Genomic DNA, 26,202 nt, shown 5'->3' on the forward strand with positions numbered 1-26,202 from the left:
CTTTAAGACCCTTTTGGATTTCGTTTTTTCATATTTTATGATTCTTTTTTTAGAACTTTTTTCTTAATGAAGGAAATAAACTAACAATGGTTTTTTATAAATTTTTCTTTTATAATCATCTCCACAGATTTATTTTCTATTTTAGAAGTTAACCAAGAAATAATATCTAAATACAAAAAAGTTCTTTTTTCATAAGGATGATCAGAATATTTCAGGAGTCTTTCTCTCAATTTTTTGAATTGTCCTTTAATTTGATGTGGGTATACATTGCCTAAATTTTTAAAAAAATGGATAATTTTTTTTTTTACGATGTACCAATCATCCATTTGAATAAAAAATTTATATGCGGATTGAATTTTTTTATCCATATTTTCATCTAATCCACTTTCGTAACAAGCGATTATATGTAGAAGTCTGGCAAAACATTGTAAATCTTGTCGTATATTTTTTTCTTGATTTTCCATAATTTTTAATAAATATAAAATAGTATTTTTATTATCTCCACTCCCAAAATACAAACAAGCAATTTTATAATAAAGAACCATGATATAATGAGAATCCAAACGATTATAAATTTTATTAAAATCTTTTAATAATGGAGGAATCACTTTTTTCACTCCTTCTGAAAAGGTTCCTTCCATATAATGTTTATTAATACGATTAGTATATTTATACATGAAAATTAATATTCTAGTATTTCCATTTAAAATTATTTTCTCATTTTGAACTTCCTTTTCAAACTGTTCTAAAACTTTAGTGAATTTAGAATAGTGATTTAAATAAAATAAAGTATCTAACAAATAATGATATCCTTTCAGATAGCTTACAGGAGCTATTTTTTTTGCTTTTTTATGATTTTGAAACAATTCCACCCATTTACAAGATGATCTATAACACATGATAAAATCCTGTCTAATATAATGATACCAAACTTGAGCTTGATATAAAAATAATTTTTCATAAAAACTAAGTTTTTCGATATCAAATTTTGGAAGGTTAGTACGAAAGTAGGTTTCTATAAATATTTTATCTTTTTCATTTCTTACGTATCCAACTTTTAAATATAATCCATATAATTCCAAGGAAAGACTGGATAGAGCGTCATGACATTGAACTCGTTCAATTAGTTCTTTGGATTCTACAGATAATTCTCCAGATCTAGAATAAAGACTTCTAGTTATGTGTTGAGATTCTATCATTTTTTCAAATTCAACTAATTCTAAAAGAATGGTATTAGATTCATAACATCTAGCAATGATTTTTGCTTTTCCTAAAAATTTTAAACTTTGTATATACAACCCTTTGTTGTATAAAATTTTAGAAAAATCTAAATATTCACGTATTTGTAGATCGTAGTTTTCTTCAGTATGTTGTAATCGGAGACTAATTAAAATTTGCTTGTATAAATGGGCTTTCATATTGGATAATTGTATTTTGCTTATAGGGGTGTTTTCCAAAATTTTTTTTTCATTATAACAATGTATTTTACTCATAATTTCAAATAGTTTTATAAATTTTGCATTTTTATTTCGTTTTATACGACCTGCATAAAGTTTAAAATTTATTTTTTCTGATTTTGATAAAGACTGAATCAATAGAAAAAGATGATCTAATTTATTATGATTTGACATTGTAATTATATTTTTTTATTTGTTTTGATTGACAATAAAATATAAAATAGTTTTATCAATTAGATATTGTAAATATGTAAATTATTTGATATGATTTTCTTTTTGGAAAAAATAGTTTTGGAATTATCAAATAATCTAATGAGTATGGAAAAGAAAAGAATACAAATTTTTGACACAACACTGCGTGATGGAGAACAAGTTCCAGGATGTAAATTAAATACTAAAGAAAAAGTAAGGATAGCTAAACAATTAGAAGCTTTGGGTGTTGATGTTATTGAAGCTGGATTTCCCACTTCTAGTCCAGGAGATTATAAATCTGTACAAGAGATTTGTAAATCTATTTCAAAACCCATTATTTGTGCATTGTCTAGAGCCATAGAAAAAGATATAGAAATAGCTGGTAACGCTTTAAAAGATGCAAAAATGGCTAGAATACATACTGGAATCGGAACTTCTGATTGTCATATTCGTTATAAATTTAATAGTACTCCAGAAAAAATTATAGAAAAAGCAAAACTTTCGGTTCAATACGCAAAAAAATTCGTGGAAGATGTAGAATTTTATGCAGAAGATGCAGGACGTACCAATAATGAATTTTTGGCAAAAGTTTGTGAAACAGTTATAAAATATGGCGCAACGGTAATTAATATTCCAGACACTACAGGTTATTGTTTACCGGAGGAATATGGAAGAAAAATTCGTTTTTTGAAAGAAAATGTTAAAGGAATTCATAAAATTATATTGTCTACTCATTGTCATAATGATCTGGGATTGGCTACAGCTAATTCTTTATCTGGAATTATGAATGGGGCTCAACAAGTAGAATGCACCATTAATGGGATTGGGGAAAGAGCTGGGAATACCTCATTAGAAGAAATAGTAATGATCATTAGACAAAATTCTCATTTAAATTTATTTACAAATATAAAAACAAAACTTATTTCTGAAACCAGTTATTTAGTGTCTGAATGTACGGGAATGAAAGTTCAGGCTAATAAAGCGATTGTAGGAGTCAATGCCTTTTCTCATTCATCAGGAATTCATCAAGATGGTATAATAAAAAAGAGAGAAACTTATGAAATTATCAATCCAGAAGATGTTGGAATTGATCAATCTTCAATTATTTTAACAGCTAGGAGTGGAAGGGCGGCTTTAGCTTATCGTTATAAAAAATTGGGATATTCTTTAAATAAAAATTCTTTGGATTTAGTTTATTCTATTTTTCTGAGTTATGCAGATAGAAAAAAAGAAATTGCAGATAAAGAATTAAAGATTATTTTAGAAAAAGCGAATATTAAGAAAAAACGCATGTTACATAATAGTGGAAGAATAAATGTTGTTTAGTCATGTCAAAATCATTGTTTGATAAAATTTGGGAAACACATATAGTAAAAAAATTTGAAAATGGAGTAGATGTTCTGTATATTGATAGACATTATATACATGAAGTGACTAGCCCTCAAGCTTTTTTAGAAATAGAAACAAGAGGGGTCCCTGTTTTTAGACCAGAAAAAATTATAGCGACGGCGGATCATAATGTTCCTACTATTAATCAACATTTACCCATTTCAGATCCTCTTTCTAAAAAACAAATAGATTTATTAATCAAAAATTGTAAAAAATTTGGAATAACGTTGTATGGATTAGGACATGAGAATCATGGAATTGTTCATGTTATTGGTCCAGAATTAGGTTTAACATTACCTGGAATGACCATAGTTTGTGGAGATAGTCATACTTCTACTCATGGAGCTTTTGGAAGTATTTCTTTTGGAATTGGAACTAGTCAAGTAGCCATGGTTATGGCTAGTCAATGTTTATTAGTATCTAAACCGAAACAGATGAGAATTCAATTAAAAGGAAAATCTTTAAAAAAAGGGGTGACTCCAAAAGATGTTATTTTATACATGATATCCAAGCTTGGTGTAGATATAGGGACTGGACATTTTATAGAATATACGGGACCTATCATTAAAAATATGAGTATGGAAGGTCGAATGACTATTTGTAATATGAGTATTGAAATGGGAGCAAAAGGGGGATTAATAGCTCCAGATGAAATAACTTTTGATTATCTTAAAAATCATACTTATTTAAAAAAAAATAATCATAAAAAACATCTAGAGCATTGGACCACATTAAAAACAGATGATCACGCAGTTTTTGATAAAGAATATGTCCTAGATGCTGAAGAGATTGAACCTATGATTACCTATGGGACCAACCCTGGAATGGGAATGAAAATTTCTGATCGTATCCCGAAATCAACTGAATCTCAACAAAAAAAATCTTTGTATTATATGGGATTCAAATCCGGAGAATTCCTAATTGGAAAACCCATTAATTATATTTTTATAGGAAGTTGTACAAATTCTAGAATAGAAGACCTCCGATTAGTGGCTTCTGTAGTAAAAGGAAAGAAAAAAGCTGATCATGTAACAGTTATGGTAGTTCCTGGATCGCAAAGAGTTATTCAACAGGCTAAAAAGGAAGGATTAGATCAAATTTTTAAAAATGCTGGGTTTGAATTTCGTCAACCAGGATGTTCTGCTTGTTTAGGAATGAATGAGGATAAAATTCCTTCTGGAGAATATTGTGTTTCTACATCTAATAGAAATTTTGAAGGAAGACAAGGGCCAGGAGTTCGTACTCTATTAGTAAGTCCTTTGACTGCTTCTATCATAGCAATTGAAGGAAAAATTGTAGACATTAAAAAATATAATCTATGAAAAAATTTACTGTAATAATAAGTAAAGCTATTCCCTTACCTGTAGAGGATATAGATACAGATCAAATTATCCCCGCTCGTTTTTTGAAAGAAACTAAACGCGAGGAATATGGAAAAAATCTTTTTAGAGACTGGCGGTATTCTAATGATGGATCTTTGAAAAAAGATTTTATTTTAAATAATCCACTTTTTTCTGGAAAAATCCTTTTATCAGGAAGGAATTTTGGTTGTGGTTCTAGTCGTGAACATGCTGCTTGGGCTCTTTTTGATTATGGGTTTCAAGTAGTTATCTCTAGTTTTTTTGCTGATATTTTTAAGGAGAATGCATTAAATAATGGATTACTTACTGTAGAAATATCCGAAAAATTTTTGAAAAATTTATTTGATCTAGTTAATAAAAAACCGGATACTAATATTAAAGTTGATTTAATAGAACAGCTTATTACAATAATGGAAACAGGAATTTCTGAAAAATTTTCTATCCATCCATATAAAAAAAATTGTTTTATAAATGGTTATGACGATATAGATTTTTTGGTTTCCATTAAAAAAGACATAGAGAATTTTAGAAAAAAAAGAAATCCCATTAAAATATGAAAAAGAATATTGTTGTAATCGAAGGAGATGGGGTAGGACCAGAGGTAATAAAACAAGCCATAAAAGCTTTGAATTCAATTGGGAATAGATTTCACCATGAGTTTTCTTATCAAAAGGTTTTAGCAGGATCTAAAGCCATAGAAACGTTTGGAGGTCCTATGCCAAAAGAAACTATAGATAGTTGTTTAAAATCAGATGCTGTTTTATTCGGATCTATAGGAGATCCAAAATACGATTCTTATCCAAGAGGGATGAGACCTGAAGACGGATTATTAAAACTTAGAAAAGAAATGGACTTATATTGTAACATTCGTCCTATAGTTACTTATCCAGAAATTAATAAATCCCCTATAAAAGAAAGAAAATTAGAAGGAGTTAATTTTGTTATATATCGAGAATTAACAGGAGGAATTTACTTTGGAAAAAAAGGTCGTTCTAAAAATGGAAAAGAAGCATATGATTATTGTGTGTATTCAGAAAAAGAAATTGAACGTATTGGAGAAATGTCTTTTAAAGCAGCACGTTCTCGTAATAGAAAAATGACTTTGGTAGATAAAGCTAATGTTCTAGAGACATCTAGGTTATGGCGTGAAGTTATTCAAAAAATGTCTTTAGATTATTCTGATGTGGATTTAGAATTCTTATATATAGATAATGCAGCTATGCAAATTCTTATTAATCCTAGAAAATTTGATGTAATTTTAACGGATAATATGTTTGGAGATATTCTATCAGATGAAGCCAGTATATTAACTAGTTCTTTAGGATTACTTCCATCTGCTTCTATTGGGAATAAAAAATCTTTGTTTGAACCTATACATGGATCTTATCCTCAAGCAAAAGGAAAAAATATCGCAAATCCATTAGGTTGTATACTTTCCGTATCTATGATGCTAGAATATTTTGAAATGCCTAAAGAAAAAAATCTTTTAGAAGAAGCTGTGAAAAGCTCTATCCAAGAAAAAATATGCACTCCAGATATTATTCTAGATGATAGAAATTCTTCTTCTACTGAAGAAGTGGGAGATTATATAGAAAAATACATTAAAAATCATTAATCTTTTTTTCTTCTATTGGAATTTTTGGATCCAAAATTTCGTAAATTCTATTCATCAAATATGGTAAAAATTCTTTTATATAATTTTCATATGTAATTTGATGAAAAAAATTTATAGGAATGGTTTGTATAGAATTTTTTTTATTTTTTTCAGGTGAAACAAGAGTTATAACTGGAGGATTTTTTTTATGACTATGAAATGATTTAAACCATAAATACATGTAAATAAGTAATTGCATAATATTTCCATAATGAGGATCTTGAAAGATTTTTTCTCTTTTATTTAAAGAAATATGGATTTTATTTATTTTTGATATTCCTATTTTATAATCAAGAATCCGTGTAGTTCCGTCACATTCATCTATACGATCTATGATTCCGTATAAATTAACTTTTTTATTAGATCCAATATCTAATAGAGTTGACACTTTGCATTCTAATTCTTTGATAAAAATTTTATGTCCTTTATGAAAGTTTTTTTCCTCCCAAGAAATAAAATTTTTTATGTAATTATTTACTATTGAATTAATTAAAATATTTCTTTCTTCTGTATTTTTTTTGTTTTCTGATATTATCTTTTTTATAATAGATTCATAATTTTTTTTCATTGTATCAATTCCATCTATAGTAATAAAATTTCCCTTAATAGGATGATATAATACTTCCAAGATTTTGTGTATAATTTTTCCTATTCTTTGTTTAAGAGATATTTTTTCTATGTTTAATCCAAGTACTTTTTTGTAGTAAAAAAGAAGAGGATTATAATTGTACAAATGGATGGAGGAAGGAGATAAACCATGAGTAGCTAGTTCATACAAACGTTGTATCATGGATTTTGTTTTTTTTATTACAATAGGAGAGATGGGGGAGATTTTAGTACTTAGAATAAGCGGATGATTTTTTCTCTCTTTTATGGAAAAGTTTGAAATCATTTCTATTTGATGAATGAAACGGCTTTTTTCTCCAGAATTTAGCTCATCAGGTTTATTTTTATATATCAAATAAATATTTTTTGAATTTTCCAAAAGGTTTCTAAAATGATGAGAATAAAAATTCTCATTTTTTTGAGAACTAGATAAATTAAATCTATTACGAATATCATTTGGTATCATTGTTTTATAAAAAAAATCTTCTTTATTGGGAGGGATAATTCCTTCATTAACGGAAGTCATAATTGTGGTTTCAAAACTTTCAAAATAAGAACCTAAAAATCCTATTAAATGGATTCCTTTTGAATTTTTATGTATATAAGAAATTTTTTCTGTTTTTATAAATTGTTGATAAATATTAAATAAATCTTTTATTCCAAAAAAAGAACATTCTGTTTTTCTGATTACAATTTTTATTCTTTGCATATAATTTTCTAATTCCGATAGAAATTTTAATTCTAACAGATGTTTTTTTGTATTTATGAAAAATAAATTTTTTAATTTTCTAATAAAACTCATAATACCAAGAAAAGCTTTCTTAGCATTATGAGTTGGGATTTGAAAAATGATATTTAGATTATTTTTGAATAAATATTTGTTTATATTTTCTTCTGAAATAAGATTGGAATTTTCTATCTCTAATTTCTCTATAAGAGAAAGATCTTTTTTAAGGAATAATTTTTGGATGTATCCATCTAACAAAACTCTTAGTATATCTTTTTTATAAAAATTTTTTAATTTTTCTTTTTTTAATAATAGCTGAAAAATTGAATCTAAAGTATAATGAATCGGAAGATTTTTTAGGGGATAATCTATGGATATAGATGGATAGATTCCTGAAATTTTTTTTATAGAATGTAATAAAGGAAAAGTTAAATAGGAATCTCCTAAGACAAGAACAATTTTAGATAGTTCTTGTCTGTTTTTAACAAGTTTATCAACTAATTCTTCTACTATTTTCACTTGTTCTATTTCGTTAGAAACGCTGATGATTTTTAGATTATTTAATTGATTATTAATCAGTATTGGTTCATCCTGGAGATTGATATAAAAATCATCAGATTTTTTGATCTGTATATCGCATATACTATGTAATTGAATAGACTCTTGATTTATTTGAATAATTTTTTTTATAAAAAGTTTTTCATATTCAGGAAGTAGATTGAATTTGTAAATCAATAAGATTATTTTTATATCCGTTTTTTTGGAAAAAAATTTTTTTAGACGAGAAATAGCTATTCGGAATAGGAACCCCTTATAACCTATTCCTTTTTTCAATAGTTTCTCCTGAAAAAGGTTGTAATATTTATAAATTTCCTCCCAAAATAGGTAATTTTTTTTTTCTTCTATATCCACTTTTTCCAAAGGATTGATATGCCATTTTTTCATTTTCTCGGTGGAAATAATGTAAGAAAAAAAACACTCAATATTTATCAGATGAATATCTAAATCTTGAAAATCATTTATAATATTAGGAGCCCAATTCAAAAAATCGTTCAAGTTTTTCGATAAAACACTATTTTCCTTTCTCAAGAAGAAAAAAAAATAAAAAAGAATCTGATTTACAGAGCATGGAGATAAACCGGATATTTTCTCAAGAAGTTTATCCATTGTATAAGTTTCAGGAAAATAACTAAAATCCGTATAGTACTTTTTTCTAATATATTCTATAATAAAGTTATCCGATGAAACTAATAGAAATTTTTTTTTCATACTTTTTCTTGAAACAACAAATGTTGAATAATTCTATCTATTTTTTTTATCACAATAAATAATTTGGTTAAAAAAATTTTTTATTTTCATTTTGTCTTGACTTATTTGTCTTTTTAAATCATGAAGTGTTTGAAATTTCATTTCATCACGAAAAATTTGAACGATTAAGACATCAATTTTTTTACCATATATATTTTGATGGAAATCAAAAATATGTACTTCTATTTTTATCTTCTTATTAAATAAGTGAATAGTAGGACATATCCCAATGTTCATCATTCCTTGATAAATTTGATTCAAATAATTAATTTTTACAGCATACACCCCTTTTTTTGGAATTAGTTTTTTTTTATCCACTTGAACATTAGCAGTTGGAAAATTTAAGGTTCTTCCTATCCCTCTTCCTTTTATGACATATCCAGAAAGGGTATATAAATATCCTAAAGCTTTATTGGCCCATTCTATGTTTCCTTTTAGAAGAGATTTTCGTATATAAGTGGAACTTATGATCTTTTTTTTTAGTTTATGAGGACTTACTTGATAAAGCTTGAATCCATAAATTTGAGAAAATTTTTTTAGTTGATGGGAAGATCCGTCTCTATCTCTTCCAAGATGAGAATCATATCCAGTAATAATTTGCTTAATCTTTAGTTTGGAAAACAAAATTTTTTGTAAAAAATCTTTTGCACTTAATTTGGAAAAATTTGTAGTAAAAGGATGAATAATTAAATGTTCTATTCCTGTTTTTCGTAAATGACATATTCTTTCAGAAAGAGTATTTAAATAAAGTATTTTTTTTCCTGGATTTAGAACTTCTTTGGGATGTGGATTAAAAGTAAGCAAAACAGAGCAATATTCTTCTTTTTTTTGCTCGAAAATTAAATTTTGAATAACTCTTTGATGTCCTCTATGAACTCCATCAAAAAAACCAAGTGTAAATACACATGGAGAAAAGGATGAAAATTCATCAATAAATGAATAAATTTTCAAAATTTTTTATCTTTTTCTCTTACCTTTACAAAGATAAAGGATTCATATATACTACTCCTTATATCTGGGAATCTTTTTTTAGAAAAAAAATTACATGGATAAAAAAAAGTTAAAAGGAAAAATCACTAAAATTGTAGGACCAATTATTGATGTTTCATTTGAAGAGAGATCTTTTCTTCCTAAAATTTACGATGCATTAACCGTAAATTTATCCAAAAAAAAAAAAATAGTATTAGAAGTTCAACAACATATTGGAGAATATAGTGTTCGTTGTATATCTATGGAAGTTACGGATCAAATACCAAGAGGTCAAGAAGTAGAATTTTTAGGAGGACCGATTAGTATGCCTATAGGAGAAAGTATTAATGGACGTGTTTTTAATGTTTTAGGAGAACCTATAGATGGATTAGGAGATTTAGACAGATCTAAAGTGAGACCTATCCATAACCGTGCTCCAGCATTTAAGGATTTATCTACAGATACAGAAATATTATATACAGGAATTAAGGTAATTGATTTGATAGAACCTTATCCAAAAGGAGGGAAAATTGGTTTATTTGGAGGAGCAGGGGTTGGAAAAACAGTGTTAATACAAGAATTAATTAATAATGTTGCTAAAGGACATGGAGGACGTTCTGTATTTGCTGGAGTAGGAGAAAGGACTAGAGAAGGAAATGATTTATTACGAGAAATGTTGGAATCCGGAATTATAAAATATGGGGATTCCTTTATGGAATCTATGAAAAAAGGAGGATGGGATATTTCTAAAGTAGATAAAGAAGCTTTAAAGGAATCTAAAGCAGCTTTTGTTTTTGGACAAATGAATGAACCTCCTGGAGCAAGGGCTAGAGTAGCTTTATCTGGATTGACTTTAGCGGAATACTATAGAGATCAAAATATTGAAGGAAAAAAAGGACAAGACGTTTTATTTTTTATAGATAATATATTTAGGTTTACTCAAGCTGGATCAGAGGTTTCAGCTTTGTTAGGGAGAATTCCTTCATCTGTTGGTTATCAACCAACTTTGTCATCTGAAATGGGAGCGATGCAAGAGAGAATTACTTCTACTAAAAATGGTTCTATCACTTCTGTACAAGCTGTTTATGTACCTGCAGATGATTTAACGGATCCAGCGCCTTCCATTACATTTTCACACTTAGATGCCACAACTGTTCTTTCAAGGAAAATAGCTTCTTTAGGAATTTATCCAGCTGTAGATCCATTAGATTCTACTTCTAGAATTTTATCTCCGGATGTAATAAATAAAAATCATTATGATTGTGCTTTACGTGTGAAAGAAATTTTACAGAAATACAATTCTTTACAAGATATTATTGCGATTTTAGGAATAGAGGAACTTAGCGAAGAAGACAAATTAATAGTTTCTCGCGCTAGACGTGTTCAACGTTTTTTATCCCAACCATTTCATGTAGCAAAACAGTTTACAGGTATTGAAGGAGAATTTGTAAAAATAGAAGAGACAATTAAAGGTTTTAACATGATCATGGATGGAGAATTGGATAATTTTCCTGAAATGGCTTTTAATTTAAAAGGAACCATTGAACAAGTTATAGAAACTGGAAAAAAAATGTTATCCTCATAAATCTTTTTTCTCATGCAAGTAACAATTATCAATTTTGAAAAAATCTTTTATCAAGATAAAGTTTTATCTATTGTAGCTCCTGGATTAAATGGTTATTTTCAAGTATTAGAAAATCACGCTCCATTTATTTCTATATTAAAAGACGGAATATTAAAATTGAAACCTATCTATGATAGAAAAAATTTTGAAATACAAATAGAAGGTGGAATCTTACAAGTAAAAAAGAATATGGTTTCTATTATTTTATAGATCATATTCCATTTTCATTCATATATTCCTTTCTATTTTTGAATATTTTTATAGCACTAAAAATAGCTTCTTCAAAAGAATTTTCATTAGCAATACCTTTTTTTGCTATATCATATGCTACTCCATGATCTGGAGATGTACGTATGTGAGAAAGACCTGCAGTGAAATTAACTCCTTCATTAAAAGTTAGTGTTTTAAAAGGAATCAAACCTTGATCGTGATACATAGCTAAAACAGCATCGAAATTTCGATAATTTTGATTTCCAAAAAAACCATCTGGAGAATAGGGGCCAAAAACTAAAAATCCTTGTTTTTGAAATAAACTATCAATAGCTGGTTTTATCTTCGTTTTTTCTTCGTCTCCTATTAATCCATTTTCCCCTGAATGAGGGTTACATCCTAAAACTGCAATTTTAGGTTTTTCTATAGAAAAATCCATTATTAAAGATTTATGCAAAATTTTGATAGATTTTATAATTTTCTTTGCAGTAATTTCATGAGTGACATTTTTTAATGGTAAGTGATTAGTAACTAAGGCGATTTTTAAAGTATCATGAATCATGAGCATTAATGATTCCCCCTCTAAAATATTTTGCAAATATTCAGTATGACCAAAAAAAGAAAATCCTTTGTAATTCATCCAATTTTTATTAACTGGGGCTGTAACAAGAACATCTATTTTTCCTTCTTTCAAAGCTTTTGTGGCTTTTTTTAAAGATAAAATAGGATATCTTCCTGAATCTTGGTTAATTTTTATCAAATCAAATTTTATATCTTCTTTCCAAATATTTAGAACATTTATTTTATAATCTACAATATCTTTTAAATTTTTTATTTCTCGCATATTATTTACTTCAATATTTAGAATTTTTTTGTAATAGGAACATAATTTGATAGATCCAAATAATATAGGAGTAAAAAAATCCAAAAGTTTTTTTTTACGACATACTTTTAAAAAAATTTCTATTCCAATCCCATTGATGTCTCCTGTGGAAACACCTACTTTAATTTTCTTTTTTCTATAATTCATCATATGAATAATATAAATATGAAATAAATATCTTAATTTAAAAAAATTATGAATAATTTTTAATCATGTTTACTGGAATTATAGAATGTACTACTCAAGTACATGGATTAGATTATCAAAAGAAGAATCTTTGTATTACTTTTAAAAATCCATTTTCAGATATAATAAAAATTAATCAAAGTATATCTCATAACGGAGTCTGTTTCACAATTATAGATGTAGAAAAAAAAACTTACTCCGTAATTGCTTCAGAAGAAACTTTACGTTGTACTAATTTAAATGTTTTAAAGATGAAAGATGAAGTTAATTTAGAACGTAGTATGAAAATTAATGAAAGATTTAATGGCCATATAGTACAAGGACATGTAGATACAACAGCCGAAGTTTTGGATATAGAAAAAAAAAATGGAAGTTGGTTATTTTCTTTTAAGTCTAAAAAAAATTTATCTGGATTATCTGTAGAAAAAGGCTCCATTGCTGTAAATGGGATTAGTCTGACTATAATAAAATGTACCCAACACATATTTAATGTTTCTATAATCCCTTACACATATGAAAAAACTAATCTCCAATTTATAAAAATTGGAGATGTTGTTAACATAGAATATGATATACTTGGAAAGTATGTAAGGGAATATATGAATTTGAATAGTAAACTATATAACTAACTAGAATTTAGTGTTCTATTTTTGGTTCTTCATAGGAAATATTTTTATCCGCATATTTTCTATATGTATCAAAATTTTTTATGAATTTATTGACTAGTTTTTCTACTTGATTTTGATATAGTTTCTTATTTTTCCAAGTTTTTTTTGGATTTAATATATCAGAAGAAATACCTGGACAATATTTAGGAATTTGAAAATTAAAAATCGGATACCTTTCATAATGAACTCTAGACAAACATCCATCTAAAGCACATTGTACAAGTTTTCGTGTATCTTTTAATTTAATACGAAAACCTAAAGTTTCTCCCCCAGATATTAATCCCGTATTTACCATCCATACGTTTATTTTTGGATTTTTTAATTTTTCTATTAGCATTTTTGTGTATGTAACTGGATGTAACGGCATAAATGGAGCTCCAAAACAAGAAGAAAAAGTGGCCTGTGGTTTCTTTATATTTAATTCTGTTCCAGCAACTTTAGAAGTATATCCCAATAAAAAATAATAGGAAGATTGTTCTTTATTTAGTTTAGCTATAGGAGGTAACACTCCAAAAGCATCATAGGTTAGAAAAAAAATATTCCTTATATTGGAGGATAATAATTTTTTTTCAATATTCTTTATGAAATAAATAGGATAACTTATTCGCATGTTTTGTGTGATAGAATCATTGAAAAAATCTACTTCTTTAGTTCCTTTTTTAAAAACAACGTTTTCCAACATAGCCCCCTTTTTTATGGCATGATAGATCATCGGCTCTCTTTCTTTGGAAATACCCAGTATTTTTGCATAACAACCTCCTTCAAAATTGAAAATAATATCATCATATGTCCATCCATGTTCATCGTCTCCTATCAATTTCCTATTAGAATCGTTGGAAATAGTTGTTTTACCGGTTCCGGACAATCCAAAAAAAAGAGCGGTATCTTTTGTCTGCTTCCCAATATTTGCTGCACAATGCATAGGAAATACGTTTTTATACGTAGGAAGCATAAAATTTAAAACAGAAAAAATGGATTTTTTTATTTCTCCCGTATATCCTGATCCACAAATCAGGATAATTTTTCTTTGAAAATTTAATATGGTAAAATTTTTTTCCGTGTTCCATCCATTTTTGGATGAGCTTGAAATCCTGGAGCGCATAATAACAACCAATCTGGTAAAATTTTTTCTATTTTGGAATTCTAAAAAAAGATTGTGTACAAAAAGATCTGACCATGGGTATTCACTAATGGAACGAATGTTTAGTTGATAACGTTTATCTGAACAAAGATATCCATCTCTTACATAGAGTTCTTTTCCAGATAAGTATCTGATTACTTTTTCATATAAATTATCAAATTTTTTTGGATCAAAAGGTTGATTGAATTTTTCATCCCACCAAACTTTATTTTCTGTAATATGATCCTTCACAATAAATCGATCTTTAGGGGATCTACCAGTGAAAACTCCGGTATTAACAGCTAAAACTCCTGATTTTGTTTCTTGACCCATTCCATTTTGAATGATTATATTTTGTAATTTTTCCGGAGATAATTGCCAATTTTTTGAAGAATTAAAAATTCCATAATTTTCTAAAGAAAGAGAACTCATATTCTATTGTATTACTACTACTAACTACTATTGCTTACCAAGACAAATTTATATAGGATTTACAAAAGTTTACTAATTTTGTACCAGAAAAAACAAAAATTATGATTCTATGTCGGATATTGCATCAAGAGTCAAAGCACTTATCGTAGAAAAATTAAATGTAGAAGAAAGTGAAATTCTTCCTACTGCTAGTTTTACTAATGATTTAGGAGCAGATTCCTTAGATATAGTGGAACTTATTATGGAATTTGAAAAGGAGTTTAATATTAGCATTTCTGATGAAAAAGCAGAGAAGATAACTACTGTAGGTGAAGCTATACAGGCTATAGAAGATCTCTTAAATAACCAAAATAAAATGGAAAAAAAGGATATACCTTCTGATTAAATAACCCCTTGATTATTTCTTTATTTATGATGAAGAAATTAAAGAGAGTAGTAGTTACTGGTGTTGGTTCTATTACCCCAATAGGAAATAATGCAGAAGAATACTGGATATCTCTTATTAGTGGAAAAAACGGATCCGCACCTATTACCTATTTCGATACTAAAAAATATAAAACGAAATTTGCTTGTGAGTTAAAAAATTATGATCCAGATATTTTTTTCAGTAAAAAAGAACAAAGAAAACTGGATCCTTGTGCACAATATGGGATTGTCGCCTCATCTGAAGCCATAAAGAATAGTGGAATAAATTTTTCTAAAGAAAAAAAAGAACGTATTGGTGTAATTTGGGCGTCTGGAATAGGCGGGCTTTTGAATTTAGAAGAGTCTATTTCGGATTATGTAAATGGAGGAAAAAATCCTAGATTCAGTCCTTTTTTTATTCCGAAAATGCTTATAGATATTACGGCTGGTTTTATTTCCATGAATTATGGACTTCACGGTCCTAATTATGCAACTGTTTCAGCTTGCGCCTCATCTTCTAATGCAATTGTGGATGCTTATCATTTAATATGTTTGGGAAAAGCTGATATTATGGTAACTGGTGGGTCTGAAGCAGCGATCACGCAAAGTGGAGTAGGAGGGTTTAATGCTCTACACGCTTTATCCACTAGAAATGAGGATTATAAAACTGCTTCACGTCCTTTTGATAGGGATAGAGACGGATTTGTCTTGGGAGAAGGGGCTGGATGTCTTATTCTGGAAGAATACAAACATGCTAAAAGAAGAGGGGCAAATATCTATGCGGAAATAGGAGGAGTTGGGATGTCTGGAGATGCCTATCATATTACAGCCCCCCATCCAGAAGGAAAAGGAATAGTTCTAGCTATGAAAACGGCTATAGAAGATGCTGGAATTGGGTATGAGGAAGTGGATCATATCAATGCACATGGGACTTCTACTATTTTAGGAGATAGGGCGGAGGTTAAAGCTATTCAAGAAGTTTTTCATGAAAATGTCTATAATATTGATATCAATTCTACTAAATCTATGACAGGTCATTTATTGGGTGCTGCAGGAGCTATAGAAGCTATAGCGGCTATACTCCCTTTAAGTAAAAAAATAATACCTCCAACTATTAACTTATTTCATATAGACAAAAAAATAGATCCAAAAATTAGTTTCACTCAAAATAAGGCAATAAATAGAGAAGTGAAAATTAGCATATGTAATACTTTTGGTTTTGGAGGACATAATGTTTGTATTTTATTTAAGAAAATAGATGTTATCTGATGATATTACTTTTCAAAAAGAGGAAAAAAATTCTATTTTAGTTAGTAGATTAAAAAAAATATTAGGATTTTGTCCAAAAAATTTAAAACTTTTGAAAGATGTATTCATCTACAGTTTTTCGACAAAAAGAAAGACTTTGGATAAGAATTATTTTTTAGATTTTCAAAGATTAGAATTTTTGGGAGATGCGGTATTGAATTCTATCATTTCACATTTTTTATGTGAAAAACTTCCAGAGAAAAAAGAAGGAGAGTTAACTCAAGTTCGATCTAAAATTGTATGCAGAAAAAATTTAAATGAAATTTCTAAAAAATTGACCCTTACAAAAGTTTTTTTTCAAAAAAATCAACCCATTATATCTGAGAATATATTAGGAAATACTTTAGAAGCTTTAATAGGATTTATTTATTTAGAGATAGGGTATCAAGGTTGTAAAAATTTTGTCTATAAAAAGATATTACATTATCATGTAAACATCACGCAATTACAAAAGGAAATTTCTAGTTATAAAGTTTGGGTAATAGAATGGTCTCAAAAAAATAAATTCATTATAAATTTCAACACTTTTAGGGAAACAAAAGAAGAAATTGGAAATAAACATGTGATCACTTATTTTTCTGAATTTACTATATCTGAATGTGGAATAAAAACGGAAGGAAGAGGCACTTCAAAAAAAAAATCGGAAGAAATGGCTGCAAAGGCTGCTTATTTTCTTATTCAAAAAAGATGTAAAGAAAATACTTAATATTTTGTATTTCTGATATATAATATGTTATGTTCATTCTTAATAAAGAAAAAAATTTTATAAAAGAGGGATCAGGTCATCCATTAGTATTGCTTCATGGATTGATGGGCGGTTTAAGTAATTTTAATGCTCTTTTAGATTTTTTCCCAAAAAAAGGATATAAAGTAATTATTCCTAGACTTCCTCTTTATAACATGCCTCTATTTCTTACAAATATTTCTAACTTATCTAAATATGTGATTCAATTATTGATAGAAATAGGAATTGAAAAAGCTACATTAATAGGAAATTCTCTTGGAGGACATATAGCTTTAATTGTAGCAAAAAAAAGAATAGATTTAGTACATTCTGTAGTTCTTACAGGAAGTTCTGGTTTATTTGAAAAAGCTTTTGGAGATGCTGTTCCTAAAAGAGAAAATTATGAATATATTAGAAAAAAATCTCAAGAAGTTTTTTATGATCCTAAAATAGCTACAAAAGAATTAGTAGATGAAGTATTTCACATTGTTAATGATAAAAAGAAAGGGATGAAAACTTTATATATTGCAAAGAGTGCTATGAAATATAACATGTCTAAAGATTTATCTGTTATTCAACAGCCGATTTGTTTGATTTGGGGAAAACAAGATCATGTCACTCCACCAGAAGTCGCGGAAGAATTTCATAGGTTACTGCCTCATTCAGAATTATATTGGATAGATAAATGTGGACATGTCCCTATGATGGAACATCCTCAAGAATTTATAAAAATATTAGAAAAATGGCTTTCTAAATTTAATTTAAATCATGAAAATTACTTCTGTAAAATTTGAAGGAAGTAAGATTCAATCAAATCAATTATTTCTTTCTAATTTTCCTGAATATGCTTTTATTGGACGTTCTAATGTAGGTAAATCAAGTTTAATTAATTGGATCACTAATCGAAGGAAATTAGCTAAAGTTTCTTCTACTCCAGGAAGAACACAATTCGTAAATCCTTTTTTAATCAATCATAAATGGTATTTAATAGATTTACCTGGATACGGATATTCTTCTATCTGTCAAAAGAAAAAAGAGAAAACACAAAAGTTAATGATGGATTATATTTTTTATAGAAAAAATTTAGTCAATCTATTTCTATTGATAGATAGCAGAATATTTATGCAGAAATCGGATATACATTTTATAAAAAAATTGAAAATTTTTCAAATTCCTTTTTGCATTGTTTTTACAAAAACGGATAAAATACATCCAAGGATTCTTAATAAGAATATAGAATTTTGCAAAAAGGAATTTGAAAAAATCCTTTTTGAAATGCCTAAATACTTTAAAGTATCCATAAAAAATAGAATTGGAAGAGATAAAATTATCCAATATATTCAAAATATTAATGAAATTTTTAAAAAAATTTTACAAGGAAAAACTAAAGACCCCTAATTCATAAGATTTTAATCCAAAACCGAAAATAGTTCCCTGACAAACAGAAGATAAAAATGATTTTTTTCTGAAAAATTCCCTTGAATGAATATTGGAAATATGAATTTCTATGACGGGAGAAGGAATAGATTTGATAGCATCAGCAATTCCCAAAGAAGTATGAGTATAAGCTCCCGCATTGAGAACGATTCCATCTGATTGAAACCCTATAGCATGTAAAATATCTATAATTTTTCCTTCATGATTACTTTGATAATAAGTAATGTCCATCTCAGAAAAAATTTTTTTCTTTTTTAGTTTTTTTAAATAATCTACAAAATTTTCTGTTCCGTATAATTCTGGCTCTCTTTTTCCCAAAAGATTTAAATTAGGACCATTGATTATGCTTATTTTTTTCATGGAATAAATTTTTTACAGTATGATTTACTTCTTGTTTACTTAAAAACACCAGCTTCCTATTTTAAGATTTTTATTAGTAAATCCTCCAAAATGAATTCTTTCCAGTTTGATTACTTGATAGGTGAGTTTTTTAAAAATACGTCTAATTACTCTATTCCATCCTATATGTAATCCAATTTTTACTATATTTTTTGCATATTTATGAAGAAAATCTATTTTTACTCTTCCTTCATTCAGATATATTTTTCCTTGTCTGATTTTATCTAAATCTTGATAATGGATGGTTTTATTCAATACAACTAGATATATTTTTTGGACTTTATATTTTGGATGAGTTAATTTTTCAGTTATAAGTCCATCGTTAGTAATAAGTAAAACTCCTGTAGTTAAACGATCTAATCTACCAACAGGATAAATTCTATAATTCTGGAAATTTGGAATCAAATTCATGACAGTTTTTCTGTTAAAAGGATCACGCGTAGAAGTAATATATCCTTTAGGTTTATTAAGAAGTATATATATTTTTTTCTTGTTTTTTATTCTACTTCCATGAAATTTGATGACATCATTTTTATGGACAACAGTGCCAAATTTGGTAACGATTTTTCCATTAACCTCTATGAGACCTGATTGAATTAATTTATCTGCTTCTCTTCTAGAAGTAATCCCAGCATTAGACAAGTAATGATTTAATCTGATAAACTTCTCTTCTTCTATCTTTTTTTGATTCATTTTCATTATCATTTATTAAAAACGAAAAAGAACTTCTGTTGCATATTGTTTTAATTTTTCTCTAGATATTTCATAATTTGGAGTAAAACCTAAGATAAATCCACCTCCTCCAGATCCACATAATTTTAAATAATGAAGATTAGTAAAAAGGCCTTCTTCCCATATTTTCAAGAAATTTTTTGGAATCATAGGACGAAAATGATGAAAAACCCAAGTAGAAAGTAATTTAACGTTTTTAAGTAGAATCTTGAAGTCTCCTTTTAGAAAAGATTCAATGCATTTTTCATTGTATTTCATAAACTCTTCTTTTAGTATAGTTTTAAAACTATCGTGTTTTAATTTTACGAAAAAAAATTCTATCATGGAAGAGGTTTTCCTGGGAAAACCAGAATCGATTAAAAAAATCGCTCCTCCTCCTTTTCCTTGAAAATTATTCTTTTCAGGAATTCCTATGGAAGAAATATCTGTTTCTGAACGAATGAGCAGAGGAAGATTTAAGTAGCAAATTAAGGGGTCTATTCCAGAACTTTTTCCATGGAAAAAAGATTCCATTTGGCTAAATATTTTTTTTAGACTTATTATGTTTCTCTTTTTTAAACAAAGTTTATTTTTTGCATATTTATCATAAACAGCGGCAACTAATGCTCCTGAACTTCCTATTCCATATCCTTGAGGGATATTAGAATGAAAAGAAATTCCCTTTTGAATATCTTCATAGAAGTTCTTAAGATCAATTTTTGCTAAGTTTTTTTTTTTTTGTTCCAAAAACAACAAAAATTTGTAATATTTTTCCAATTGAGAATTAGAATGTAAAAACTCTTTGTTAAAAGATAAATTAGAATGGAATTTCAAAGTCCCTTGATAAAAATTATGAGGAATGGAAAGTCCACTAGCATTTTCTATTATTCCGTATTCTCCAAATAAGAGAACTTTTGCAGGAAATAAAGATTGTTTCATTTTTTATTTTTAGAGAAACAAATTTAATAAAAAATGAAGTAATCTTTATTTTGTTAGATCAACGTTTACCAATTTTGGTTACATATAAACTGATTAATTTTGTAGTTCTTCTTTTTGTTTTTTTGCAGAAAATTATTTTAAACTAATTATTTATAATGAAAATAGCCCTATATGGACAAAAATTTGGAAAAAAAAATATCCCATACATGAATCAGTTCATTGGCTATGTGTCCAGTCATTCTATAGAAATTTACATTGAAAAATCTTTTTTTAATATTTTATCTTCCTTTGAAGAGTTTAAAAATCTAAACTTCCCTATCTTTTCTCATTATAAGGAATTAACTAAGGATTTTAGTTTAATGTTTACTTTTGGGGGAGATGGGACCATATTGTCTGCTATTACTTTTATTAGAGATTCTGGAATTCCTATTGTTGGAGTGAATACAGGAAAATTAGGGTTTTTAGCCACTTTTAACAAAGATGTTTTTATAAAAAAAATGGATAAAATTTTTCATAAAAAATTTCATTTAATTCCTCGCAGTTTGTTATGGTTAGAAACCTCTATCATGAATGATAATCAATTTTTTAATTTTGCATTAAATGAAATCGTTATCCTCCGTAAGGAAACAGTTTCTATGATCACTATAGAGGCTTATATAGATAATGAGTTTTTAACTTCTTATTGGGCTGATGGATTAATTATTTCTACTCCTACTGGTTCTACTGGATATTCTTTAAGTTGTGGAGGCCCAATCATTACTCCTGGAAATAAAAATTTTGTTCTTACCCCTATATCTCCACATAATTTATTTTCCCGTCCATTGATTATTTCGGATCATCAAAAAGTGCATTTAAAAATACATAGTCGTGGAAAGTATTATTCTTTATCTATGGATACTAGACTTACTTCTTTAAAAAAAGATAATGAGTTATACATTAAAAAAGCTCCATTTTACATATATCTTCTTCAAGAAGAAAAACATACATATTATAAAACTTTACGAGAAAAATTATTGTGGGGGATGGATCAAAGAAATTAAAAAAATGGAGAAAAAAATAAGAAGTCTATATTTTTTTACTTTTTATTTTCTTTTATATTTGTTGATTAAAATGATGGATTATGATTTTTTATGAAAAATTTATTAGAACAAATAGATTTAAATAATATTCCTCATCATGTAGCCATCATTATGGATGGAAATGGACGTTGGGGTGAGAAAAGAGGACAATTGAGAACTTTTGGACATCAGAATGCTATGCAATCTGTGAGAGATTCCATAAATGGATGTAAAGAATTAGGAATCCCTTATATGACTCTATACGTTTTTTCTTCAGAAAATTGGAATCGTCCTAAAAAAGAAATAGATGATTTAATGCATTTATTTCATTCTAGTTTAAAAAATCATTTAGAAGAAATACACGATAGTAATGTAAGAATTATTCCTATAGGAGAGGTAGAAAAATTTTCTGATGTAATTCAGGAAGAATTATTTTTTTTTAGAAAAAAAACAAAGCATAATACATCTGTAACATTAATTTTAGCATTAAGTTATGGAGCTAGAGAAGAAATTTTAAGAGCTACAAAAACTATAGCTAAAAAAGTTTGTATGGGGCACTTATCCTTGGGAGACATAGATAATTCCTCTTTTAAAAATCATTTATATACTAAAGAAATTCCAGATGTAGATCTTCTTATCAGAACCAGTGGAGAACAGAGAATTAGCAATTTTTTGCTTTGGCAATCTGCTTATGCAGAACTATATTTTACGAAGGTATTATGGCCAGATTTTCGTAAAAAAGATTTTTTCAAAGCCATAATAAATTATCAAAAAAGACAACGCCGTTTTGGAAAAGTTGGATAAAAAATTAAAAAATTTATTCTTATTTACGTTAATTTTTTTTCTTATGCATATCCCCTCTTCTAATTCTAAAACAGAAAATAGAACGGATAATTTGATGCGTTTCAACCAAGAAAATCATGAATTTTCTTCCACTTCTTCCAAGATAAGAAATATTTATGTTATGGGAAAAACTAAATATAACAGTTCTTTTGTTTCAAGTTTATCCCATATTTTTCCTGGAGAAGAAATTTCTATACCTGGAAATAAGGTTGATGAAGCTATCATAAAATTATGGAAGAGTAATCTTTTTGGGAAGATATCCATTTATAAAAAGAATATCTCTAAAAATGAAATTGATCTATTTTTTGATTTAGAAGATTTAATAGAAATTCATAAAATAAATGTTGAAGGAATAGGAAATATGGTATTTCCTATTATACAAAAAATACATCCAGGAGATAAAATCCCGGAACATTTGATTCAAAATATTAAAAATGATATTAAAAACTATTATGTCAAACAAGGATATCCTGAAGTGTCTATAAAAAGTCAATTAACTATTCAAAATAACAAAAACATATTAAATATATATGCAAAAAAAGGAAAGAGAATTGGGATAAAATATATTTTATTTGATGGGAACCAATCACTTTCTAAAAATGCTTTACTCAATCTAATGGAAAAAACTAGAAAGAAAATCCATATTCCTATCATAGAAAAATCCTCCTATTTTGTATACGAAAACATAAAAGAAGATTTAAAAAATATTCGATCTAAATATCAATCAATGGGATTTATAGATGTTCAAGTTATTTTAGATTCTATATGGAAAAATGAAACGGGAGATTACGGAATAAAAATTAAGATAATTGAGGGGAAAAAATATTATTTAGGAAATATTGATTTTATAGGAAATATTATTGTAAAAACGGATTTTTTGAGAAAAATACTATCCTATAAAAAAGGAGATATTTATGACAAAAATGGAATTAATAATAACATTTTAAATACAAATATTTCCAGCATAATTTCACATTATTTAGATTTAGGATATTTATTTGTTAAAATAGTTCCTGTAGAAAAAATGATCGAAAATAATAAAATTCATTTAGAAATAAAAATAGAAGAAAATCAACCAGTATATATAAATAAAGTGCACATATCGGGCAATACGATTACCAAGGATCATGTTATTAGACGTGAATTAAACATTTATCCAGGTGATCTTTTTTCTCCTAAAAAAATAAAATCTAGTTTATTTCGTTTAATAAATTTAAATTTATTTGACAACAGTAAAATATATCCATATATCCAAACAAATAATAATAAAACCGTAGATATAGAATGGCGTTTAACAGAAAAAAGCGCTAATCAAATTCAATTGTATGGAGGATATGGAAAGGAAAAACTGCTTGGAAATCTCCAATTAAACTTTGGAAATTTTTCTCTTAGAAATCTTTTTCAGTTAAAATCATGGAAACCAATTCCTCAAGGAGATGGACAAAAACTTATATTGTCTTGTCAATTTGGAAAATATTTTCAATCTTATGGTTTTTCTTTTACAGAACCTTGGATAGAAAAAGATAAACCAACCTCCCTTTCTTTGAATATAAAGTATTCCAAAAAAAAGGTAAATCAAACTGAGGATATTTATTTTATTCCTTTATTCAATGAAAAAATTCCTCATGATGGATTTTTAAAAAGAATAGGGACTTCCGTCAAATTAAATAAACTTTTAACCTTTTTAGACCCTTACACTAAAATAGAATTATCCATGAATTATGATAAATTTTCCTATGAGAAAAATTTATTCATATTAAATAATTTGAATTATTTAATCTCTTTACAAAGATTTTCAGGTGAACCTGATTTCGTTTTTCCTTTAAGAGGATCAAAAATACAATTGAATAGTATATTTACCCTTCCTCATTCCATCTTATTTAAAGAAAGTGGATCAGAATGGATAGAGTTTTTTAAATTTAAAATCAATTCTTATTGGTTTAAAAAAATTATAGACAAAATGATCATGAAAATAGGTGGAGAATTTGGTTTGTTAGGAAAATATCATACAAAAAATTTGTTTTCATTTCAAAAATTTTATATGGGAGGGGTAAAAAATCCGACGGATTTCAAATTAGTAGAAAATATAGACTATATTCCATTAAGGGGTTATTCTTCTCATGTAAATGATCCAGATTATATTACACCAAAGAATGGTGGAATTATTTATAATAAATTAATTTTAGAAATTCGTTATTTGATTAAGGATTTTTCTAATTTATCTAAATTATGGACAAATTTTTTTATAGAAGGAGGAAATGTTAGTGATTCTTATCAAGAATTTAATCCATTGAAAATGAAAAAATCTTTTGGATTTGGATTTCGTTTTTTTTGGTTACCAATAGGGTTTTTTGGAATAGATATAGGTTACCCCATAGATGGGAAAAATATTAAATCCAAATGGAAACCCCATTTCATTATAGGTCAAGATTTATAATTATATTTAGGATATCATTCTATAACCAAAATAAATAATTATATGAAAAAAAACACGATTCTTTATTGTTTATTGTTTTTTTTGTTTTTTGGAATATTTGGAAAAGGAAGGTTTTTGCATTCCAAGGAATGCAATCAGAAAATTGTTTGTCTTAATAGTTTGATTCTTGTGGAAAAAATGCCTGAATTTTCTAAAGCTCAGAAAGAGCTAGATAAATTAAGTAAAAATCATGAGAATACATTGGAAAAATTAGCAAAAGAATTCCATAAAAAAGCGGAAAAATTTCAGAAAAATAAAAATCCAATTCTTAAAAAAGAACTGGAAATATTACAAGCTAGAGCTCACGCATATCAGAAAAACGCAGCAGACGATTTAGCTAAAAAACAAAATAAATTATTAAATCCTATCTATAAAAAAATAGAAAATGCTATTAACAGAGTTATGGATAAAGATCAAACGATTATACGAGTTGATGATTGTAGCCCTGGAAAAGGAGTATTGGTTAATAAAGGAGTAGACATCACGGAAGAAGTTAAGAAAGAATTAGGCATTTGATTAAATGGTATCTCCCGGAATCGAACCGGGGACACAAGGATTTTCAGTCCTTTGCTCTACCTACTGAGCTAAGATACCAACCAAAGAACAAAAATACAATAATAATAAGTAAAAAACTAAAAAGTTTTATAAGTATTATTTTTTTTGTTTATTTTTTTCTCTTTTTTCTTGTTCTGAAACAAAAAAAGAAATTCTAAAGAAAAAGAATAGAAAGGAAATTCCTTATAGAGTTTTTATTCGTACTAGTATTCTATATAAAGAAAAAGGCCTTGTTCGGTTTTTTATTTATTCTCCAATTATGGAAGAATATCCTATTTATACTTTGTTTCCAAATGGATTGCAATTATTTCTTTATGAAAAAGGAAAAGATAAGTATACTTATCTTAGTGCAAATTGGGTTAAATCAACTGAAAAATTCTTTTATCATCTTAAAGGAAAGATAATCATTATGAATCCTAATGGAGATTTTTTAAAGACGGAGGAAATATACTGGAACAGAAAACGGAAAAAATATTTAATAACTTATCTACAGTTATCTATTGTTCTGATGGAACAATATTACATGCAATGAATGGATTGGAGGCGTCTGAAGATTTCAAA

Annotated in this window: 25 protein-coding genes and 1 tRNA gene; 17 read left to right on the forward strand and 9 right to left on the reverse strand. The window is 27.3% G+C overall.

Translation table 11 applies throughout. The features are described 5' to 3' along the window. Positions 1-80: 80 nt before the first annotated feature. Entirely contained in the window at positions 81-1,631 is a 1,551-nt protein-coding gene (locus BLBBOR_RS00340) for a hypothetical protein (protein ID WP_015370471.1), read from the reverse strand. A gap of 144 nt (positions 1,632-1,775) precedes the next feature. On the opposite strand from BLBBOR_RS00340, the gene BLBBOR_RS00345 reads away from it, so the two are divergent. The 4 genes from BLBBOR_RS00345 to leuB are packed head-to-tail and all read left to right on the forward strand — an operon-like array spanning position 1,776 to position 6,014. Beyond that, positions 1,776-2,975, forward strand: coding sequence for a 2-isopropylmalate synthase (locus BLBBOR_RS00345; RefSeq protein ID WP_052306997.1), 1,200 nt, complete (start codon positions 1,776-1,778; stop codon positions 2,973-2,975). Between the two features lie 2 nt (positions 2,976-2,977). Then, positions 2,978-4,360 (forward strand): 3-isopropylmalate dehydratase large subunit, encoded by a 1,383-nt coding sequence (gene leuC, locus BLBBOR_RS00350; RefSeq protein ID WP_015370473.1) that lies wholly within the window; start codon positions 2,978-2,980, stop codon positions 4,358-4,360. Then, positions 4,357-4,956, forward strand: coding sequence for a 3-isopropylmalate dehydratase small subunit (leuD, locus tag BLBBOR_RS00355; RefSeq protein ID WP_015370474.1), 600 nt, complete (start codon positions 4,357-4,359; stop codon positions 4,954-4,956). The genes leuC and leuD overlap by 4 nt, the downstream gene beginning before the upstream one ends. Then, complete coding sequence (leuB, locus tag BLBBOR_RS00360; protein ID WP_015370475.1) at positions 4,953-6,014, forward strand: 3-isopropylmalate dehydrogenase; 1,062 nt, start codon at positions 4,953-4,955, stop codon at positions 6,012-6,014. Before leuD ends, leuB begins: the two co-directional genes overlap by 4 nt. Here leuB and BLBBOR_RS00365 read toward each other — a convergent pair. Together BLBBOR_RS00365 and BLBBOR_RS00370 are read right to left on the reverse strand one after the other, a co-directional pair. Continuing rightward, on the reverse strand, positions 6,001-8,655 hold the full coding sequence (locus tag BLBBOR_RS00365) for a PD-(D/E)XK nuclease family protein (protein WP_015370476.1): 2,655 nt from the start codon (positions 8,653-8,655) through the stop codon (positions 6,001-6,003). The genes leuB and BLBBOR_RS00365 overlap by 14 nt on opposite strands. 33 nt (positions 8,656-8,688) lie before the next feature. Next, entirely contained in the window at positions 8,689-9,645 is a 957-nt protein-coding gene (locus tag BLBBOR_RS00370) for a bifunctional riboflavin kinase/FAD synthetase (protein ID WP_015370477.1), read from the reverse strand. A gap of 94 nt (positions 9,646-9,739) precedes the next feature. Here BLBBOR_RS00370 and atpD point away from each other — a divergent pair, with 94 nt between their 5' ends. Both atpD and BLBBOR_RS00380 read left to right on the forward strand, forming a co-directional pair. Beyond that, positions 9,740-11,248 carry a F0F1 ATP synthase subunit beta gene (gene atpD / locus BLBBOR_RS00375; RefSeq protein ID WP_015370478.1) on the forward strand — a complete coding sequence of 503 codons (1,509 nt, stop codon included), beginning with the start codon at positions 9,740-9,742 and terminating at the stop codon, positions 11,246-11,248. Between the two features lie 12 nt (positions 11,249-11,260). Further along, positions 11,261-11,497, forward strand: a complete 237-nt coding sequence (locus BLBBOR_RS00380; protein ID WP_015370479.1) for a hypothetical protein — start codon at positions 11,261-11,263, stop codon at positions 11,495-11,497. 1 nt (position 11,498) lies between these two features. Here the strand turns inward: BLBBOR_RS00380 and pdxA are convergent, their stop codons facing one another. Further along, on the reverse strand, positions 11,499-12,527 hold the full coding sequence (pdxA, locus tag BLBBOR_RS00385; protein WP_015370480.1) for a 4-hydroxythreonine-4-phosphate dehydrogenase PdxA: 1,029 nt from the start codon (positions 12,525-12,527) through the stop codon (positions 11,499-11,501). A 65-nt stretch (positions 12,528-12,592) separates the two neighbouring features. On the opposite strand from pdxA, the gene BLBBOR_RS00390 reads away from it, so the two are divergent. Next, complete coding sequence (locus BLBBOR_RS00390) at positions 12,593-13,195, forward strand: riboflavin synthase (protein ID WP_015370481.1); 603 nt, start codon at positions 12,593-12,595, stop codon at positions 13,193-13,195. A gap of 7 nt (positions 13,196-13,202) precedes the next feature. Here BLBBOR_RS00390 and BLBBOR_RS00395 read toward each other — a convergent pair whose 3' ends face one another. Next, entirely contained in the window at positions 13,203-14,786 is a 1,584-nt protein-coding gene (locus tag BLBBOR_RS00395; protein WP_015370482.1) for a phosphoenolpyruvate carboxykinase (ATP), read from the reverse strand. A 109-nt stretch (positions 14,787-14,895) separates the two neighbouring features. Here BLBBOR_RS00395 and BLBBOR_RS00400 point away from each other — a divergent pair, with 109 nt between their 5' ends. From BLBBOR_RS00400 to yihA, 5 genes are read left to right on the forward strand one after another with little or no spacing between them, the layout of a single operon-like run. After that, positions 14,896-15,171, forward strand: a complete 276-nt coding sequence (locus tag BLBBOR_RS00400) for an acyl carrier protein (protein ID WP_015370483.1) — start codon at positions 14,896-14,898, stop codon at positions 15,169-15,171. Positions 15,172-15,197: 26 nt separating this feature from the next. After that, on the forward strand, positions 15,198-16,460 hold the full coding sequence (fabF, locus tag BLBBOR_RS00405) for a beta-ketoacyl-ACP synthase II (protein ID WP_015370484.1): 1,263 nt from the start codon (positions 15,198-15,200) through the stop codon (positions 16,458-16,460). Continuing rightward, positions 16,450-17,205, forward strand: a complete 756-nt coding sequence (locus BLBBOR_RS00410; RefSeq protein WP_015370485.1) for a ribonuclease III family protein — start codon at positions 16,450-16,452, stop codon at positions 17,203-17,205. Before fabF ends, BLBBOR_RS00410 begins: the two co-directional genes overlap by 11 nt. Before the next feature lie 29 nt (positions 17,206-17,234). Further along, a complete protein-coding gene (locus BLBBOR_RS00415; protein ID WP_015370486.1) occupies positions 17,235-18,017 on the forward strand; it encodes an alpha/beta fold hydrolase in 783 nt (260 codons plus the stop codon). Continuing rightward, positions 17,992-18,621, forward strand: a complete 630-nt coding sequence (yihA, locus tag BLBBOR_RS00420; RefSeq protein WP_015370487.1) for a ribosome biogenesis GTP-binding protein YihA/YsxC — start codon at positions 17,992-17,994, stop codon at positions 18,619-18,621. Before BLBBOR_RS00415 ends, yihA begins: the two co-directional genes overlap by 26 nt. Here yihA and BLBBOR_RS00425 read toward each other — a convergent pair. Genes BLBBOR_RS00425 through BLBBOR_RS00435 form a run of 3 tightly spaced genes read right to left on the reverse strand, consistent with a single transcriptional unit; the run spans position 18,595 to position 20,709 of the window. Next, a complete protein-coding gene (locus tag BLBBOR_RS00425; RefSeq protein WP_015370488.1) occupies positions 18,595-19,020 on the reverse strand; it encodes a type II 3-dehydroquinate dehydratase in 426 nt (141 codons plus the stop codon). The genes yihA and BLBBOR_RS00425 overlap by 27 nt on opposite strands. A gap of 39 nt (positions 19,021-19,059) precedes the next feature. Next, positions 19,060-19,752, reverse strand: a complete 693-nt coding sequence (locus tag BLBBOR_RS00430) for a pseudouridine synthase (RefSeq protein ID WP_235043229.1) — start codon at positions 19,750-19,752, stop codon at positions 19,060-19,062. A gap of 15 nt (positions 19,753-19,767) precedes the next feature. Next, on the reverse strand, positions 19,768-20,709 hold the full coding sequence (locus BLBBOR_RS00435) for a mevalonate kinase (protein WP_015370490.1): 942 nt from the start codon (positions 20,707-20,709) through the stop codon (positions 19,768-19,770). Positions 20,710-20,864: 155 nt separating this feature from the next. On the opposite strand from BLBBOR_RS00435, the gene BLBBOR_RS00440 reads away from it, so the two are divergent. From BLBBOR_RS00440 to BLBBOR_RS00455, 4 genes are all read left to right on the forward strand, one after another. Further along, positions 20,865-21,749: an NAD kinase gene (locus tag BLBBOR_RS00440; RefSeq protein WP_015370491.1), complete on the forward strand. Its 885-nt coding sequence runs from the start codon at positions 20,865-20,867 to the stop codon at positions 21,747-21,749. A gap of 90 nt (positions 21,750-21,839) precedes the next feature. Further along, positions 21,840-22,571 (forward strand): isoprenyl transferase, encoded by a 732-nt coding sequence (locus BLBBOR_RS00445; protein WP_015370492.1) that lies wholly within the window; start codon positions 21,840-21,842, stop codon positions 22,569-22,571. A gap of 43 nt (positions 22,572-22,614) precedes the next feature. Beyond that, complete coding sequence (locus BLBBOR_RS00450) at positions 22,615-25,047, forward strand: outer membrane protein assembly factor (RefSeq protein ID WP_045118239.1); 2,433 nt, start codon at positions 22,615-22,617, stop codon at positions 25,045-25,047. Between the two features lie 42 nt (positions 25,048-25,089). After that, positions 25,090-25,602: an OmpH family outer membrane protein gene (locus tag BLBBOR_RS00455; protein ID WP_015370494.1), complete on the forward strand. Its 513-nt coding sequence runs from the start codon at positions 25,090-25,092 to the stop codon at positions 25,600-25,602. Positions 25,603-25,607: 5 nt separating this feature from the next. On the opposite strand, the gene BLBBOR_RS00460 is transcribed toward BLBBOR_RS00455, so the two are convergent. Next, positions 25,608-25,680 (reverse strand) — tRNA-Phe (locus BLBBOR_RS00460). Between the two features lie 220 nt (positions 25,681-25,900). Between BLBBOR_RS00460 and BLBBOR_RS03280 the strand changes: the two genes are divergently transcribed. After that, complete coding sequence (locus BLBBOR_RS03280) at positions 25,901-26,173, forward strand: hypothetical protein (RefSeq protein ID WP_015370495.1); 273 nt, start codon at positions 25,901-25,903, stop codon at positions 26,171-26,173. Positions 26,174-26,202 lie beyond the last annotated feature (29 nt).

Origin of the sequence: Blattabacterium sp. (Blatta orientalis) str. Tarazona (genome assembly GCF_000334405.1) — a bacterium.
Lineage (GTDB): Bacteria > Bacteroidota > Bacteroidia > Flavobacteriales > Blattabacteriaceae > Blattabacterium.